The sequence below is a fragment of the Sphingomonas donggukensis genome, assembly GCF_023674425.1.
GTDB lineage: Bacteria > Pseudomonadota > Alphaproteobacteria > Sphingomonadales > Sphingomonadaceae > Sphingomonas > Sphingomonas donggukensis.
In genome coordinates this window covers 1923500-1938644 of sequence record NZ_CP098401.1, presented here as the reverse complement: position 1 = coordinate 1938644, position 15145 = coordinate 1923500, and the positions used below count along the sequence as shown (strand labels likewise).

Sequence of the window (15145 nt, the reverse complement as noted above, 5' to 3'; positions counted from 1 at the left end):
GAAACTCCTAGGTTCTGGTGAGGTCGAACGCGGCGGTCTTGCCGTCGAGGATGTTGCTGGCGACCAGGCGCGATTTCGCCATCGTCTCTGCGACCGCGGCGGCCCCGGCGGCCCAATGCTCGCGCATGGTGCGGGCGGAAAATTCGAAATCGCGCGATCCGCCCTCCCACGCGTTCGCGCGGTAGATCAGGTGGACGAGGTTGACCGCGGGCTCGTCGGCCGCGGCGGCCAGAGCCACCACGTCGGGATCGTCGCGCATCTCGGCGGGGAGCTTCGCGAGCAGGTGGCGGATTGTCTCGCGCTCCTGCCGGAGCTTCAGCCGCTCGGCGGACACCTGTCGGGTGCGGCTGGAAAAGCGGATTTCCTTTTCGCGCGCCATCACGTCCATGATCGTCTTCGGACGATCGGTGGCGGACGCGAACAGATCGACTTGGAAGACCAGCATCTCGGCGGTCTGGTGGTCGAGGACGTGGGTCAGCGGCGTGTTCGAGACGAGACCGCCGTCCCAGTACCAGCGCCCGTCGATCTCGACTGGGGGCAGCCCCGGCGGCAGCGCGCCCGACGCCATGATGTGGCGCGCGTCGATGCGGTCGGTGGTGGTGTCGAAATAGCGGAAATTGCCGCTCTCGATATCGACCGCCCCGACCGACAGCCGCACCGGGCCGGTATTCAGCAGTTCCCAGTCGATCAACGTGTCGAGCGTGGCGGCAAGCGGCGAGGAATCGTAGAAGCTGAGCGCCTCTGGAGTGCCGGGTACCGCGAAGGTCGGCGGCACCGGGCGCGGCGCGAAGAAGCCGGGGACGCCGGTCGCCATCACCGACCACGCCGACCATTCGTGGACGAATTCGCGGACCTGATCCTGCGGAAAGATCGGGAAGCTCGGCAGTGCCCAGGTGACGGTGTCCCAGAACGCCCTCAGCCGCTCGACGCGCCGCTCGGGCGGGTTGCCGGCGACGATCGCGGCGTTGACCGCGCCGATCGAGATGCCGGCGACCCAGTCGATCTCGATCTTCGCGCCGCCCAACGCCTCGATGATCCCGGCCTGATAGCTGCCGAGCGCACCGCCGCCCTGCAACACCAGCGCCACGCAATCGGGGAGGGGCAGCGCGGCGTCGCGCCGATTGGGGGTGGGGCGCCTGACAGTAGCAGGGGGGTCGGCATCGGCCATCGACGCGCTCAATGGCCGGTGGCGGGATTGGTTGCAACCTAGCGCTCCGCGGCGCATTCAGACGCGGACACGTAACGAACAAGGGGGAGCGCGCGATGCGGCTCGACGATCTCGATCCCAGCAGCAACGTCGACGATCTGGGCGCCGGCGGACGCGGCGGCGGCGGGGGCATCCCGATCCTCGGCATGCTGCTGCCCTTTCTTTTTCGCGGCAAGATGGGATGCGGGTCGATCGCGCTGATCGCAATCCTCGGCATCGGCTATTTGATGATGGGTGGCCTCGGCAATCTGACCGGCGGTGGCAGCGGGCCGGTTGGCCAGCGCGCGCCGACCGAGCAGAGCGGCGCAGGCGTGTGCAACACCACGGAGCGGCTGTTCTCGTGCCGCGTGCTCGCCTCGACCGAGCAGGTGTGGGGCAAGATCTTTGCCGCCAACGGCCAGACCTATGAGCCGCCGCGGCTGAAATTCTATACCGAGGGCGCGACGTCGGGCTGCGGCTATGCCTCGTCGGCGGCGGGCCCCTATTATTGCCCGTCCGACCGGGGCGTGTTCCTCGACACCGGCTTTTTCGACGAGCTGCAGAACCGCTTCGGCGCGAAGGGCGACTTTGCCGAGGCCTATGTCATCGCGCACGAGGTCGGACATCACATCCAGAACCTCACCGGTGCAGCGCAACAGGTGAGCGCCATCCAGCAGCGCGGCAGCAAGGAAGAAGGCAACGCCGCGTCGGTGAAGCTCGAACTCCAGGCCGATTGCTACGCGGGCGTCTGGGCCAAGCAGTCCGGGCGGTTGGAACCCGGCGATATCGAGGAAGGCATGACCGCGGCGAATGCGATCGGCGACGACACGCTCCAGCGTCAGTCGGGCGGTTCGGTCGTGCCCGACAGTTTCACCCATGGCTCGTCGGCGGATCGCATGCGCTGGCTGAAGCGCGGTCTGGACACCGGCGATCCGGCGCAGTGCGACACGTTCGGCGGAGGGGCCCAGTAACGGACCGGTAGCGCCGACGGGGGCGAAAAACCGGCTCGCCAGGGCGTTGCATCGCCCGGATCATCTGGTAAGGACACGGGCCCGGCGTCGTCTGAGGATGCGCCGGTCCGGGAGTGCGGGGCTGTAGCTCAGATGGGAGAGCGCTGCAATCGCACTGCAGAGGTCAGGGGTTCGATTCCCCTCAGCTCCACCACCACTCCCTAGCCTGATTCTCGCGCTGCATTGGCGAGGTTTCTGCGGTCGCGGACGCCTTACCGCGGCGCCATCCGGATCGCGCCGTCCAGCCGCACGTCCTCGCCGTTCATGTAATCGTTCTCGACCATGTGGAGCGCGAGCTTCGCATATTCGGCCGGATCGCCCATGCGCTTCGGGAAGGGGACGGAAGCGCCGAGCGCGTCCTTCACGTGATCGGGCATGCCGTTCATCAGCGGGGTGGAGAATATGCCGGGCAGGATCGTGTTGATGCGAATGCCCTCACCCATCAGGTCGCGCGCGATCGGCAGGGTCATGCCGACGATCCCGCCCTTCGACGCCGAATAGGCGGCCTGGCCGATCTGGCCGTCCTCCGCCGCGACGCTGGCGGTCATCACGATCGCGCCGCGGGCGCCGTCCTTGCCCGGCTCCAGCGTCAGCATCCCCGCCGCCGACTTGGCGACGCAGCGGAAGGTGCCGATCAGGTTGATCTGAATGAGCCAGTCGAACGCAGCCGCCGGGAAATGCTTGATGCTTTCGTCCTCGCGCGATCGGCTGGCGGTCTTCACCGCGTTGCCGGTGCCCGCACAGCAGACCAGCACCGCTTCCTGCCCGTGCGCGGCGCGCGCTTTCGCGAACCCGGCGTCGACGCTTTCGTCGCTGGTGACGTTCACCTCGCAGAAGATGCCGCCGATTTCGGCGGCGACGCGCTCACCCTTTTCGGCCTGGAGGTCGAAGATCGCGACCTTCACGCCCTTCGCGGCCAGCGCGCGGGCGGTGGCTTCGCCGAGGCCGGAGGCGGCGCCGGTGACGACGGCGGCGATGTTCTCGAGGTTCATGCTTGTCCCTTTCTCTCGTCACCCCGGACTGGTTCCGGGGTCCACTGATCTGCTTGGCGACGTCGGTCCGATCTTGCCGGGCCATTATCTTCAGGCCCGGTGGACCCCGGAACAGGTCCGGGGTGACGGCGTGTTTTTGGCTACAGCGCCTCCACGATCGTGACATTGGCGATGCCGCCGCCTTCGCACATCGTCTGCAGGCCGTAACGCTTGCCGCGCGCGTGGAGCGCGTGGACCAGGGTCGCCATCAGCTTCGTGCCCGACGCGCCGAGGGGGTGGCCGAGCGCGATCGCGCCGCCGTTGACGTTCAGCTTCGCCGGGTCGCCGCCGGTGTGGCGCAGCCACGCAAGGGGGACGGGCGCGAACGCCTCGTTCACTTCGTACAGGTCGATGTCGTCGATGCTCATGCCCGCCCGCGCCAGCGCCTTGTCGGTCGCGAACAGCGGTTCCTCCAGCATCACCACCGGATCGCCGCCGGTGACGGTCAGATTGTGGATGCGGGCGAGCGGGGTCAGGCCGTGGGCCTTCAGCGCAGCCTCGCTCACCACCATCACCGCGCTGGCGCCGTCGCAGATCTGGCTGGCGTTGGCGGCGGAAATCACGCCGCCTTCGGCCAACAGCTTGACCGAATGGATCCCCTCGAACGTCGCGTCGAAGCGGATGCCCTCGTCGACGGTGTGAAGCGCGGGGCCGTCGGGCGTCTCCACCTCCAGCGCGACGATCTCGTCGGCGAACGCACCGGCTTGCGTCGCGGCAGCGGCGCGGCGGTGGCTTTCCAGCGCGTAGCGATCGAGTTCGTCGCGGGAGAAGCCGTATTTGTCGGCGATCATCTGTGCGCCCAGGAACTGGCTGAACTGGACGCCGGGATAGCGTGCCTCCTGCCGCGGTGACTTCGCCTTGCCGAGCCCGGCCCGCGCAAACAGCGCGCCGGTCGATCCCATCGGCACGCGCGTCATCGATTCGACGCCGGCGGCGATCACGACGTCCTGCGTGCCCGACAGTACCGCTTGCGCCGCGAACTGGATCGCCTGCTGCGACGATCCGCACTGACGATCGATGGTGACGGCGGGGACGCTTTCGGGGAGTTTCGAGGCGAGCACCGCGCCGCGCCCGACCTGGAAGCCCTGTTCGCCGCCTTGGCTGACGCAGCCCATGATGACATCCTCGACCGCCGCCGGATCGATGCCGGTGCGTGTCACCACCGCGTCGAGGGTCGCGCCCGCCATGTCGGCCGGGTGCCAGCCCGCCAGTCGCCCGCCGCGGCGGCCCCCGGCGGTGCGCAACGCTGCGACGATATAGGCTTCCGCCATGCGTCCTCTCCCTCACATTATCGTGTCGTCGGGTTGCATAGCGCAACCGACGCTGCACGCAACGCGCTTGCCGTTCGGGCGAAAGACGCCCATCTGGGGTGCCTCATGCCATTTTCGACTCTCCCGCCGCTTCTCGCCGAAGCGCTCGCCGCGCGTGGATACACCGCGCTCACTCCCGTCCAGGCCGAGGTTTCGAAGCCCGAGGCCGCTGCCCGCGACCTGATCGTCTCTGCCCAGACCGGGTCGGGCAAGACCGTCGCCTTCGGCCTCGCCATGTCGGGCGAGCTGATGCCCGACGGCGTGCTGCCGCCGCCCGGCCTGCCGATCGCGCTGGTCATCGCGCCGACTCGCGAACTGGCACTGCAGGTCAGCCGCGAGCTAGCGTGGCTCTATGCCGGCGCCGGCGCACGCATCTCGACGTGCGTCGGCGGCATGGATGCGTCTAAGGAGCGCCGCTCGCTCAGCCACGGTACGCACATCGTCGTCGGCACGCCGGGCCGCCTGAAGGACCATGAGGAGCGCGGCGCGCTCGACTTGAGCCAAGCGAAGGTCATCGTCCTCGACGAGGCGGACGAGATGCTCGACATGGGCTTCCGCGAGGATCTGGAGGCGCTGCTCGACGCTACGCCGAACGATCGCCGGACTTTGCTGTTCTCGGCGACGATGCCGAAGCCGATCGTGGCGCTGGCCCGCAAATACCAGCGCGACGCGCTGCGCATCGAGACTCTGGGCGACAGCCGCGGCCACGGCGACATCAGTTACCAGGCGATGGCGGTCAGCCCGTCCGATATCGAGCATGCCGTCATCAACCTGCTGCGCTTTCATGAGGCGGAGACGGCGATCCTGTTCTGCGCGACGCGCGACAACGTCCGCCATCTGCATGCCAGCCTGGTCGAGCGCGGCTTCTCCGCGGTTGCGCTGTCGGGCGAGCACAGCCAGAACGAGCGTAACCACGCGCTCCAGGCGCTGCGCGACCGTCGTGCCCGCGTCTGCGTCGCCACCGACGTCGCCGCGCGCGGCATCGATCTGCCGTCGCTCAGCCTGGTCGTCCATGTCGAGCTGCCCCGCGATGCCGAGGCGCTGCAGCACCGTTCGGGCCGCACCGGACGCGCCGGCAAGAAGGGCACCGCGGTGCTGATCGTGCCGTATCCGCGCCGCCGCCGCGTCGACATGATGCTGAAGGGCGCTAAGATCGCCGCCGAGTGGATCGACGTGCCGAGCCCCGAGGACATCCGCGCGCAGGACCACGAACGCCTGCTCGCGACACTGCTCGCCCCCGTCGAGGTCGACGAGCAGGATGTGGCGCTCGCCGAGCGGCTGCTCGCCGAAAAGACGCCGCAGGAAATCGCGGCGATGCTGGTCCGCGCCCACCGCGCATCGATGCCCGAGCCCGAGGAAATGCTCGACCGCGGCGCGCAGCCCGAGCGCGTCCACCGCCAGGGCTTCGACGACACCGTGTGGTTCCGCCTCGACATCGGGCGGCGCCAGAATGCCGACCCGCGCTGGGTGCTGCCGCTCATATGCCGCCGCGGCCACATTACCAAGAACGAGGTCGGCGCGATCCGCATCGGCCCGAACGAGACGTTCTTCCAGGTGCCGCGCGGCATCGCCGATCGCTTTGCGCATGCCGCGGCCAAGTCGATGAGCGAGGATGATCCGACGACGATCGTGCCGTCGCCGGACGGCCCGCCGCAGGGCGCGCACGCCCGCGGCGGTGGTCAGCGCGGCGGCCCCAATCGTCCGCAGATGGGCCCGCGCCCCGGCAACTACCGCGCCAAGCCTGCCGGCCCCCCGCGAGGGCCGCGGCGCGGGTGAGCGGGAACGGCCTTCTCCGGGATAGCGACGATGCCTAGCATCTTGGTCGATGGCGACGCCTGCCCGGTGAAGGACGAAATCTACCGTGTCGCGTGGCGGACGGAGGTGCCGGTGACGGTCGTCGCCAACAGCCATTTCCGCGTGCCCGATCATCCTTTGATACAGCGCGTGGTGGTGTCGGACGGCTTCGATGCCGCCGACGACTGGATCGCCGAGCGCGCCGATGCGACGACGGTGGTGGTGACCGCCGACATCCTGCTCGCCGATCGCTGCGTGAAGGCGGGGGCGACCGTGCTGTCGCCCGCGGGCAAGCCGTTCACCACCGCATCGATCGGCGGTGCGGTCGCGACGCGGGCGATCATGGCCGACCTGCGCGCCGGGCTGGGTGAGGGGATTGGCGGGCCGAAACCGTTCGCGAAGGAGGATCGCTCGCGCTTCCTCTCCGCGCTCGACACCGCGATCGTGCGGCTGAAGCGTGGCTGAGCCCGACGCCATCCCCGCCGCGACCGTCGTGGTGATGCGTGACCGTGCGGGCGCAGCGCCCGAACTGCTGATCGTCGAGCGGTCGAAGGCGATGTCGTTCGCTGGCGGCGCGCTGGTGTTTCCCGGCGGGCGGGTCGATGCCGGCGACCTAGCGTACGCGGCGGGGGATGACGAGCACGCCGCCCGCATCGCCGCAGTGCGGGAGTGTATCGAAGAGGCCGGGGTTGCGCCGGGTGTCGTGCCTTCGCCCGACGCCGCCGGGCTGGCGGCGATGCGCGGAAGGCTCCACGCCGGCGAGGCGATCGGTGTTGCGCTGGGCGCGGCGCGGATCGACCTGGACGCGCTGGTGCCGTTCGCACGCTGGCTACCACGTGGGGTGACCCACCGCGTGTTCGATACGCGCTTCTACCTCGCCTGCCTGCCCGACGATGCGCCCGAGCCCGTTGTCGATGCGACCGAGAACACGCGCGTCTTCTGGGCAACCGCGGCGCAGGTTCTGGCCGATGCCGATGCGGGCCGCGCAACGATCATCTTCCCGACGCGCCGCAATCTGGAGCGGTTGGCGCTGTTCGGCAGTTTTGCCGAGGCGGTGGCCCACGCGCGCGCGCATCCGGTGCGGACGATCACGCCGTGGACGGAGGCGCGGGACGGTGCCGACCACCTCTGTATCCCCGGCGACCTCGGCTATCCGGTGACGTCGCAACCGCTGGCGACGGCGCTCCGCGCGTGATCGCGGTGCGGCGCGCGCTGGTCGCGGCGACGGTCGCCGCGGTGCTGCTGGCGATCGGTTTTGCGATCTATGCCTTCGTGAAGTCGCGTCCGCAGGATCTGCCGTGGACCCCGCTCGACCTTGCCGAGAAGCCGGGCATGTTCACCAGCCGCAAGCTCGCCGCGCTGGGCGATGATTTCGCCGGGTGCCGCGCGCTGCTGGAGAAGGCGGGCGTGCGCCACACCGCGCTGGCGCCGGTCACCGCGCAGGGCGGGCAATGCGGTTACGCGGACGGCGTGCGCGTAACCGGCGGGGCGGCGCGACTGCGCTATGTGCCCGTTAATCTCGGCGTAGCGTGCCCCGTGGCCGCGGGGATGGCGATGCTCGAATGGAACGTGATCCAGCCCGCCGCCGAACGCCATTTCGGCGAGCGGGTGCGCAGTGTCGAGCATTTCGGCAGCTACAATTGCCGGCGGTTGTACGGCCGCGGCTCGGGCGACTGGAGCCAGCATGCGACCGCCGACGCGATCGACCTTGCCGGCTTCGTGCTGGCCGATGGACGCCGCATCAGTGTCGTCCGCGACTGGAGCGGGCAGGATGCGAAGAAGGCCGCATTCCTTCGCGACGTGCGCGATGGCGCCTGCGGGCTGTTCACGACGGTCCTCTCACCCGACTACAACGCCGCGCACCGGGACCATTTCCACCTCGACCAGGCGAACCGCGGGATGATGGGGTGGCGGGCGTGTCGGTAGTATTAAGGGGTTCAGAGAAGGCGCGAAGGAGGGGCTGACTTTGCGGCGCTGGTCCGCGGCAGCAATATATTCTGAAAGTTCGCTATCGCGGACGTCCTTTGACCCGAAAGCGAGATTCTTCGCGCCTTTGCGCCTCCCCTGAACCCCCTTTTATCTTCCCCGAACGTCAGTTCGGCAAAGCGAGATCGCTCACCTTTTCCACCCAGTACGGAAAGAACGCCGGCTTCCGGTTCGACCAGCCGCTCGCCGTCGCAGCGGCTTCGCTGATCGACTGGAGCAGTTTCCGCCGCAAATCCGGGTGCAGCGTTGGCAGCGCTGCGGCGGCGCAGAAGGCGGCGGGCAGCCAGGGGCGGACGTCCGCGCCGATCAGCCGTTCGTAGAGGAAGCGATAGGCCGAGAAGGTCGGCAGCCGCCCCTGGCCCAGGTCGAACGCGCTGACGGTCACCAGCGGCGCCATGAACGGCTCGACCGCGCCCAGGCCGCTGTCGTCGGGGATCGTCTCGCGCAGGTCGGGCAGGCGGTCGTACATACGGGCCTGCGCGCGGATGCTCGCCGCCTCGATCACGTCGCGCGACCAGCGTTCCATCGCGTCGTCACGGTCGAGCCCGATGTCGAGCGAGCGGCGGATGTATCGCTGGGTCGCGGCACTGAAGCCGGCGAATTCCTTCATCTCGGCCAGCGTCATCGCGCCTTCTGCCGGTTTCATGCGTGACGTCATGGTTCGACACCCCACCCAATCCAGAACCCGATGATGCGCCCGAATGGTTAACGCTCCCCTTAACCACCCGTTCGCCCGGTATTCAGCGAATCCATCATGGATACCGCTGCGCCGCAACACGTCGTGCGACGAACCGAGTCGCGGCATGACGATCGCGATTCGGGTGCGGCTTTCGCGCAACAACTGCGGTGAATCGAACGGGTTGGACGATGAGTCGAACAGGTTCGTGGAACCAACCACGGTTCGTCGGGAAACCCCCGCAACTCATCGCCGCATGGGTTCGCGACCGCACAACCGCTGCTACTCCCGGCTCATCCAAGGGTTCAGCGAGACCGGGGGGTCTTTTTTCATGTTCGTTCGTGGCTTTACGGCGCTTGTCGCGCTGGTCCTGTCCTGCACGCTCACGGCAGCCCCGGCGCAGGCCCGCTTCTGGCAGTGCGCGCCCTATGCCCGCACCATTTCGGGCGTGAACATCTTCGGCAACGCGCTGACGTGGTGGAGCCAGGCCGCCGGCAAATACGCCCGCGGCGTGGTGCCGAAGAAGGGCGCGGTGATGTCCTTCGCCGCCACCGCACGGATGCGCCTGGGCCATGTCGCCACCGTGTCGCAGGTCATCAGCGACCGCGTCGTCCTGCTGACCCACGCCAACTGGTCGCGCCGCGGACAGATCGAGCGCGACGTGCGCGCCGTCGACGTGTCGGCAGCGGGCGACTGGAGCAAGGTGAAGGTGTGGTTCGCGGGCAACGGCGACCTCGGCACGTCGAGCTACCCGGTCAACGGCTTCATCTATGCCGGCGGCGCCGCGAAAGCTGGCGATGCACCGCGCGTGACGATCGCGGCATCGTCGCCCGCGCCGGTCGTCACCACCGCCCGCGCCGCCGCGTTCAAGCTGGACCTCTAAGCCCGGTCAGAACTTGCGGGGCGTGAAGGCCATCGCCACCCCGTTCATGCAGTAACGCTTGCCGGTCGGCTTCGGCCCATCGTCGAACACATGGCCCAGATGCCCGCCGCAGCGGCGGCAATGCACCTCCACCCGCGTCATCCCCAGCGTCCGGTCGGTCGTCGTCGCGACCGCATTCCTGAGCGGCGCGTAGAAGCTCGGCCAGCCGGTCCCGCTCTCGAACTTCGTCACCGACGTGAACAGCGGCAGCGCGCAGCCCGCGCAGGCGAACACGCCCGAGCGATGCTCCTTGTTGAGCGGGCTGGTGAACGGCACCTCGGTATCCTGCTTGCGCAGCACCGCATAGGCGGCGGGCGACAGCTTCTTGCGCCACGCCGCGTCGGTCATCTCGACCTGGTATTTGGCGAAGGCGGGGAGGGGCAGCAGCGCGGCGGCGGCGGTCGCGCCGGCGGCGGTCAGCAGGGTGCGGCGATCGGTTTGCATGGCAAATGTCCTTATCGGGCTCGCACTTACATTCGTCTGAACCGCCCGAAAAGTTGCATCGTCCCCGATCAATAGCGGCTGAGTTCGACCGGCAGCGACTTGTAGCCGTGGACGAAGCACGCCGCGACGCGGGTCGGCTCCCCGGTCACGTTCACGCGCAGCCGGCGCTTCGCCATTTCCTCGAGCAAGATGCCGATCTGCAATTCGGCCAGCCGCGCGCCGACGCAGCGGTGGATGCCGTGCCCAAACGCCAGGTGCCGCCGCGCGTTTGCCCGGTCGACGCGGATGCTATCGGCGTCGGCGAACACGCTTTCGTCGCGGTTGGCCGACACGTACCACAGCGCCAGCTTGTCGCCCGCACGGATGCGGTGGCCATCGATTTCCGCATCCGCGGTCGCGGTGCGGCGCATATGGGCGAGTGGCGTCTGCCAGCGGATGATCTCCTGCGTCGCATTGGCGATCAGACCGGGGTCATTCTCCAGCTTGCCGCGCTCGTCCGGAAAGCGGTCGAGGCCGTAGGCATAGGCCGACATCGAATTGCGGGTGGTATCGTTGCCGCCGACGATCAGCAGGATCAGATTGCCCAGGAATTCCTGCTGGTCCATTTCCGACATCGCGTCCGAATGGATCATCATGCTGATGAGGTCGGGGCTCGGCTCCTTGCCCACCTTCGCATTCCACAATTGCGAGAAGTAAGCGGCGCACTCCCACAGGTGGGCGAGCCGTTCCTGCTTCTTCACGGGATCCTTCGCGATCTCGATATCGCCGGCCCAGTCGGACCAGAAGGTCAGCTTGCGCCGGTCGGCCCAAGGGAAGTCGAACAGGATCGCCAGCATCTGCGTGGTCAACTCTATCGACACGGTATCAACCCAGTCGAACCCTTCGCCGACCGGCAGCGCGTCGAGCACCTCGGCGGTGCGCGCGCGGATGTTTGCGCTCAGCCGCACCATTTCGCTGGGCGTGAAGGCGGGGGCGACGGTGCGGCGCTGGCCGGTGTGCTTGGGCCGGTCCATCGCGATGAACATCGGCATGCGCACATCACCTTCCTTCAGGTCGGCGATGGTGATGCCTGCGGCTTCGGACGAGTAGAGTTCGGGGAGCGATTCGACGTGGACGATCGATTTGTAGTTCGCGATCGACCAGTACGGCCCGAAGTCGGACACCTCGGTGTAATGGATGCCGCCCTTCGCGCGCAGCTCGCGGAATGGCGAATGCCAGGTGTCGTCGCGGTAGAGTTCGGGCCGGCTGACGTCGAGCGGATCGGGCGCGTATACGGTGTCCGGTTGCGGGGCCAGCGTCGCCATCGGGTCTCTCCTGAACTTTTGTCGGAGAATGACCTAACTGACACGCATGTCAATAGTGTTGCGACGGCCCCGTCGCGTGGTCAGCTGACCGCAGGCTTCCGCCCCCGCTTCCAGAACGGCGGGCTGCCCGATTGCAGCACGCCGCGGCGGAACAGGCGGGCGCCGAGCCAGATCGTGAGGCCGACCCACAGCGCCTGCCAGCCGAGCGCCAGCAGGTGCGGCCACAGCTCCGGCTTGTTGGCCGCCCGCGCCGCCATCGCGAAGGGCGAGCTGAACGGAAAGATCTCCGCTACCCGCGCCAGCGTCGAATCGGGCTGCGAGGCCGCCGCCTGGCTCAACCCGAACATCGCCACTTGGAAAATGGTGATGGGCAGCGACAGCATCTGAATCTCGCGCGGGGTGCTCGCCTGCGCGCCGATGCCCAGGAACACCGCGCCCAGCAGCAGATACGCCATCGTGAAATAGGCGAGGAACAGGATCGCAAAGGACGGGCCGACTGCGGGTCCGACCTCGGCAAAGGCACGCGCGAAGGTCGGCGGGAGCAGCTGGCCGATGTTGACGACCACCGTTCCCCAGAAGGCGACGAACAGCACGGCGACCCCGAACATGCCGATCAGCTTGCCCAGGAACACGCTTTCCAGCGGGACGGCAGCGGCGAGGATTTCGATCACCTTGTTCGACCGCTCCTCCGCCATCGTGCCGACCGCCTGGCCGGCCAGCATCAGCGTCAGGATGAACAGGCCGAACACGGTGAAGAACGCCGCCTGGTTGGTGCCGCGGCCCGACGGGCGGGTGCGCGTCGCCTTGAACGGCTCGATCGTGGCGACCGACAGCTCGCCCGCCCCGACGCGGCGGGTGACCAGCACGTCCTCCGCCAGTTGCGCCAGATAGGCTGCGTGGTGGGTGCCGACCGGTGCATGAAGCACGGTCGGGCGGTCGAGCGGACCGTAGAGGACGGCGGTGGGATCGATGTCCTTCGCATCGAACAGCGCGCGCGCCTGCGAGGCGGGATCGGCGCCGGGCTTCTCGACGATCAGTGTGGGGGGTCCCTCACGGCGGCGATACAGGTCGCGGCGCGCCTTGTCGGCGGCGACGACAGCGCCGGCGTCGGCGGGGGCGACGATCGCGATGATCCGCGACTTGTCCGCCGCACTGTCCGCCATCGATGCCGCCCCCAAGCCGCCGACCGCACCGAAGCTCATCATGATGAGCGGGGCGAGCAGGAAGATCAGGAACGTGGGCGTGAACACCGTCGCGATGAAATCGCGGCGCGCGACCGTCAGCGTCTGGCGGAGCAGCTTGTTCGCGATCATGCCGCGGCCTCCAGCGCTTCGCGGCCGACAATCTTGACGAAGGCATCGTGCAGCCGCGCCGGTTCGATCGACAGGCCGGAAATGCCGTATCCGGCGTCGATCAGCTTCACCAGCACTCCCTCGATCCCTTCGTTCGGCATGGTGAAGACCCAGCCCTTGCCCTCTGGCTGCGCGTCGGCGGGCAATAGTTTCGCGATGTCGTCGCTCGGGTGGTGCGGCATGTAGCGCGCCTTCACCGGCAGAGTCGCGCGGGCGTCGTCCACCGTCCCCTCGAACCGCGCCTTGCCGCCGGCGATGATGGTCAGCCGGTCGCACAGCCGCTCGGCATGGGCCATGACGTGAGTCGAGAACAGGATGGTGGCGCCGCGGTCGCGCTGCGCGACGATCAGCGCCTCCAGCCGCTCCTGATTCACGGGATCGAGGCCGGAGAACGGCTCGTCGAGCACCAGCAGTTCGGGCGTGTGGACGACCGATCCGAGCAGCTGGACCAGCTGGGCCATGCCCTTCGACAGCTTCTTGATTTTCTGGTCGGCGGCGTGGGCGAGGCCCGCATCCTCCAGCAGCACCCGCGCGCGTTTGCGCCCGGCGCGCCAGTCGAGCCCGCGCAGCGCACCCATGAAGGCGATCGCCTCGACCGCCTTCATCCCGGGATACAGCCCGCGCTCCTCGGGCAGGTAGCCGACTTGGTCGCTGGCGTCGCGCGGATGGGCGTGGCCGAGCAGGCTGCGGCTGCCCTCGTCGGGTTCGATGATGCCGAGCAGCATCCGCAGCGTCGTCGTCTTGCCCGCGCCATTGGGGCCCAGCACGCCGTAGATCGACCCCGTCGGGACCGCGATGTCGACGCCATCGACCACGCGGCGGTCGCCGAAGCGTTTGGCGAGGCCGGTTGCGGTAACTGCCAGGCTGGAATCGCGCACACCCACATCCGTTCGTTTCGAGCGAAGTCGAGAAATCTGTGGCAGCCCCGTTTCTCGACTTCGCTCGAAACGAACGGGGAGGGTGAAGTACCTTCCCCACCGTGGTAGCGGGCGGTGGTGCACGAAGACAAGACACTCGCCGCGCAGTTGAAAGAAAAGGCCGCGGAGCTGGGGTTCGCCGCGGTCGGCATCGCGCGCGCCGATGCTGCGCCCGCGTCGGCTGCGCGGCTGCGCGAATGGCTGGACGAGGGCGCGCACGGATCGATGATCTGGATGGAGGAGCGCGCCCATCACCGCGAAAGCCCCTCAGGTTTGTGGCCGGACGTGAAGAGCGTCATCGCGCTCGGCATGAGCTACGCCCCCGGCATTGACCCGCTGGCGCTGGCCGACGTCGGCGACCGGGGCCGCGTGTCGGTCTATGCGCAGGGGTCCGATTATCACGACGTCGTGAAGCGTGCGCTGAAGGCGCTGGCGCGGTGGCTGGTCGCCGCGGCGCCGGGGGCGGACGTAAAGGTGTTCGTCGATACCGCCCCGGTGATGGAAAAGCCGCTGGCCGAGGCGGCGGGACTGGGCTGGCAGGGCAAGCACACCAACCTCGTCAGCCGGGATCATGGCAGCTGGCTGTTCCTGGGGGCGATCTACACCACGCTCGACCTCGCGGTGGATGCGCCCGGTCGCGACACTTGCGGGTCGTGCGAGGCTTGCCAGCGGGCATGCCCGACCGACGCCTTCCCCGCGCCCTACCGCCTCGATGCGCGGCGCTGCATCTCGTACCTGACGATCGAGCACAAGGGGCCGATCCCGCACGAGTTCCGCGCGGCCATCGGCAACCGCATCTACGGCTGCGACGATTGCCTGAGCGTGTGCCCGTGGAACAAGTTCGCCGCCGCAGCCGCTGCTAACCGCGCGTTCCAGCCGCGCAGCGAGCTGATGGCGCCGCGCCTTGCCGACCTGCTGGCGCTCGATGACGCGGCGTTTCGCGAGGTGTTCGCCGGGTCGCCGATCAAGCGTATCGGGCGCCACCGCATGGTCAGGAACTGCCTGATCGCGGCGGGCAATTCGGGTGACGCCGCGCTGGTGGGGCCGGTGCGGGCGCTGCTGAACGATGCCGATCCGGTGGTGGCGGAAGCGGCGGCTTGGGCGCTGGGCCGCCTTACCCCTGCGCCGTCATTGCGAGCGTAGCAAGGCAATCCAGCGCCCCGCGCGATGCCCCTGGGTTGCTTCGCTACGCTCGCGACGACGGGGACGGGTG

General features: G+C 68.4%; 15 protein-coding genes and 1 tRNA gene. 8 read left to right on the top strand and 8 right to left on the bottom strand.

Going from position 1 to position 15145, the window contains the following annotated elements; translation table 11 throughout:
• Positions 1-7: 7 nt before the first annotated feature.
• Entirely contained in the window at positions 8-1168 is a 1161-nt protein-coding gene (locus M9980_RS09590; protein ID WP_250749922.1) for a patatin-like phospholipase family protein, read from the bottom strand.
• 95 nt (positions 1169-1263) lie between these two features.
• Here M9980_RS09590 and ypfJ point away from each other — a divergent pair, with 95 nt between their 5' ends.
• Both ypfJ and M9980_RS09580 read left to right on the top strand, forming a co-directional pair.
• Positions 1264-2157 (top strand): KPN_02809 family neutral zinc metallopeptidase, encoded by an 894-nt coding sequence (ypfJ, locus tag M9980_RS09585; protein ID WP_250749919.1) that lies wholly within the window; start codon positions 1264-1266, stop codon positions 2155-2157.
• Positions 2158-2274: 117 nt separating this feature from the next.
• Positions 2275-2350: transfer RNA gene (locus M9980_RS09580), tRNA-Ala, on the top strand.
• A 58-nt stretch (positions 2351-2408) separates the two neighbouring features.
• Here the strand turns inward: M9980_RS09580 and M9980_RS09575 are convergent.
• The gene (locus M9980_RS09575; protein ID WP_250749916.1) at positions 2409-3188 is read right to left on the bottom strand and encodes an SDR family NAD(P)-dependent oxidoreductase; all 780 of its coding nucleotides are present in this window, start codon (positions 3186-3188) and stop codon (positions 2409-2411) included.
• 140 nt (positions 3189-3328) lie between these two features.
• Positions 3329-4498 carry an acetyl-CoA C-acetyltransferase gene (locus tag M9980_RS09570; protein ID WP_250749913.1) on the bottom strand — a complete coding sequence of 390 codons (1170 nt, stop codon included), beginning with the start codon at positions 4496-4498 and terminating at the stop codon, positions 3329-3331.
• A 105-nt stretch (positions 4499-4603) separates the two neighbouring features.
• On the opposite strand from M9980_RS09570, the gene M9980_RS09565 reads away from it, so the two are divergent.
• The 4 genes from M9980_RS09565 to M9980_RS09550 are packed head-to-tail and all read left to right on the top strand — an operon-like array spanning position 4604 to position 8257.
• Positions 4604-6313 carry a DEAD/DEAH box helicase gene (locus tag M9980_RS09565; RefSeq protein ID WP_250749911.1) on the top strand — a complete coding sequence of 570 codons (1710 nt, stop codon included), beginning with the start codon at positions 4604-4606 and terminating at the stop codon, positions 6311-6313.
• 30 nt (positions 6314-6343) lie between these two features.
• On the top strand, positions 6344-6796 hold the full coding sequence (locus M9980_RS09560) for a YaiI/YqxD family protein (protein WP_250749909.1): 453 nt from the start codon (positions 6344-6346) through the stop codon (positions 6794-6796).
• Positions 6789-7526, top strand: coding sequence for an NUDIX hydrolase (locus tag M9980_RS09555; protein ID WP_422921355.1), 738 nt, complete (start codon positions 6789-6791; stop codon positions 7524-7526). Before M9980_RS09560 ends, M9980_RS09555 begins: the two co-directional genes overlap by 8 nt.
• A gap of 5 nt (positions 7527-7531) precedes the next feature.
• Positions 7532-8257, top strand: a complete 726-nt coding sequence (locus M9980_RS09550; protein WP_422921398.1) for an extensin-like domain-containing protein — start codon at positions 7532-7534, stop codon at positions 8255-8257.
• A 166-nt stretch (positions 8258-8423) separates the two neighbouring features.
• Here M9980_RS09550 and M9980_RS09545 read toward each other — a convergent pair whose 3' ends face one another.
• Positions 8424-8963, bottom strand: coding sequence for a hypothetical protein (locus tag M9980_RS09545; protein WP_422921354.1), 540 nt, complete (start codon positions 8961-8963; stop codon positions 8424-8426).
• A 361-nt stretch (positions 8964-9324) separates the two neighbouring features.
• Between M9980_RS09545 and M9980_RS09540 the strand changes: the two genes are divergently transcribed.
• The gene (locus tag M9980_RS09540) at positions 9325-9876 is read left to right on the top strand and encodes a CHAP domain-containing protein (protein ID WP_250749904.1); all 552 of its coding nucleotides are present in this window, start codon (positions 9325-9327) and stop codon (positions 9874-9876) included.
• A gap of 6 nt (positions 9877-9882) precedes the next feature.
• On the opposite strand, the gene msrB is transcribed toward M9980_RS09540, so the two are convergent.
• From msrB to M9980_RS09520, 4 genes are all read right to left on the bottom strand, one after another.
• Positions 9883-10359 carry a peptide-methionine (R)-S-oxide reductase MsrB gene (gene msrB, locus M9980_RS09535; protein WP_250749901.1) on the bottom strand — a complete coding sequence of 159 codons (477 nt, stop codon included), beginning with the start codon at positions 10357-10359 and terminating at the stop codon, positions 9883-9885.
• A 68-nt stretch (positions 10360-10427) separates the two neighbouring features.
• Positions 10428-11663 carry a cytochrome P450 gene (locus M9980_RS09530; protein WP_250749880.1) on the bottom strand — a complete coding sequence of 412 codons (1236 nt, stop codon included), beginning with the start codon at positions 11661-11663 and terminating at the stop codon, positions 10428-10430.
• 80 nt (positions 11664-11743) lie between these two features.
• Positions 11744-12976 (bottom strand): ABC transporter permease, encoded by a 1233-nt coding sequence (locus M9980_RS09525; RefSeq protein WP_250749858.1) that lies wholly within the window; start codon positions 12974-12976, stop codon positions 11744-11746.
• Positions 12973-13893, bottom strand: a complete 921-nt coding sequence (locus M9980_RS09520; RefSeq protein ID WP_250749855.1) for an ABC transporter ATP-binding protein — start codon at positions 13891-13893, stop codon at positions 12973-12975. Before M9980_RS09520 ends, M9980_RS09525 begins: the two co-directional genes overlap by 4 nt.
• 117 nt (positions 13894-14010) lie before the next feature.
• Between M9980_RS09520 and queG the strand changes: the two genes are divergently transcribed.
• Positions 14011-15075, top strand: a complete 1065-nt coding sequence (gene queG, locus M9980_RS09515) for a tRNA epoxyqueuosine(34) reductase QueG (RefSeq protein ID WP_422921353.1) — start codon at positions 14011-14013, stop codon at positions 15073-15075.
• The last annotated feature ends 70 nt before the right edge of the window (positions 15076-15145 follow it).